Annotated in this window: 1 protein-coding gene and 1 pseudogene; both read right to left on the bottom strand. The window is 59.2% G+C overall.

The window, feature by feature from the left end:
- On the bottom strand, positions 1-893 hold an 893-nt coding region (locus AWB68_RS44685; RefSeq protein ID WP_125483305.1), incomplete at its 3' end, for an ISNCY family transposase.
- A gap of 466 nt (positions 894-1,359) precedes the next feature.
- Positions 1,360-1,545, bottom strand: a pseudogene (locus AWB68_RS44680) (type II secretion system protein GspG); the annotation flags it as partial.
- Positions 1,546-1,618 lie beyond the last annotated feature (73 nt).

The following is a 1,618-nucleotide window of genomic DNA, read 5'->3' as shown; positions in this document are numbered from 1 at the left end:
TTCGCGAAACGCGCGTTATAGGCGGCCATGAAAGCGCAGGCATACGCGTTTGCAGCTTCAATGGTGCTGATATCGCGCATCCTCAGTTCCTTCACGAGGCGGTCCTGCAGCGTCAGATGCGCCCGTTCGACGCGTCCCTTGGCGGGGCTGCTGTTGGCGCAAAACGTGTCGATGTTCAGCTCATACATTGCGCGGCCAAATTGGGTGACGCCTTTGCCCGCCGTCTCCTCGCGCTTATGGACATAGAACACGCTCGCGCGGTCGCTGTAGAACGCCACCGGCTTGCCGTGGCGCTCGAGGTACGCGCGCGTTGCCTCGAAATAACTGAAGGTCGACTCGGTCGCCGCGAAGTGCAACTGCATCAGCCTGCTGGTGGCGTCATCAACATACACCAGCAACGTGCAGGACGGTGCCCGTTCCTCGAACCAGTGATGGTCACAGCCGTCGATCTGTACCAGTTCGCCGAAACAGGCCCGTCGCGCACGCGGCTGATAAACCTTCGGTGGTCGCTGTTTGCGCGGCACCCATAGACCCGCATCCGTCATCAGGTGACGCACGGTTTCCTTCGACAGCACGAGGCCATGGCATTCGCGCAGTTTCTCGCACGCCAGCGTCGGGCCGAAATCGGCATAGCGCTCTCGAATGATGGTCAGCGCACGCAGCGCCAGACCTTCGTCGAGCTTCCGGTTGCCCGGCGTGCCCCGTTTGCGCGAGGCCAGTCCCGCCGCGCCCGATTCACGATACCGCGTCACCAGCCGCTCGACCTGGCGTACCGTCAGGCCGAGACGCTCTGCGGCACGGCCGGGCTTGAGTCCCATGTCCACGACGGCCTGGATCATCTTCAGACGATCGAGTTCGCGCATGTTCAGTGTCACAAGTGTCGCTGGCTTCATGGACGGCTCCTGCAGTGCTGCAGTGAATCGCCAGCTTGCCAGTGGATGCAAAACGCGACATTTGTATCTTGCTAAAACACGACATTCTCATATTGCTTCTACAACGAAAAATCCGATAATTGTCAGTTATGTCAATGGAGGACCCGCGAACTGTGGCGCCAATACGTTGAGGCGATTGAACCACTGCGTCAAACAGGGAAGCGCTCCGGTGCCGGCGGGCGAAGGCAGCACCCGGTCATCTGTGAACGTTAGCCCACGCCTTCACGTGGACGTTCGAACGTCGGCTCCGCCCCGATAATGGGCCTAGATGCGCGGATGTCGGTCGCGTGGCCTTGACGTTCGAGCGGCATCCCCTAGAGCGCAGCGTCACTGCTTCCCATGGGTTAGAACTCCGGACACGCAATCGGACATACGGATGGTCCCGGCGGTACGCATCGGTTTTCACGGTCAAAAGAGGGTCCGCGGGTTATTCCCACGAGCCTATGTCGGCATCGTTGCCTTCGCCGCCTTGCTTCGTGTCGGCGCCGTAGCTTAATACGTCGATCTCGCTATGGACGCCAGGATTGAGATACTGGTACGCGTTGCCCCACGGATCGTTTGGCAAATGTTTGAGATAGCCACCGACCTTCCAGATGTTCGGCACCGGATTAGATCCTTACGCTTTAGATCGTTGACAGGAGCTGTACAACAATTTCACGTCGCTTCTAAGAGTCTAAGAGTCGAAT

Origin of the sequence: Caballeronia choica (genome assembly GCF_001544535.1) — a bacterium.
In the GTDB taxonomy this organism is placed as follows: Bacteria; Pseudomonadota; Gammaproteobacteria; order Burkholderiales; family Burkholderiaceae; genus Caballeronia; species Caballeronia choica.
This window is presented reverse-complemented; position numbering and strand designations above follow the sequence as displayed.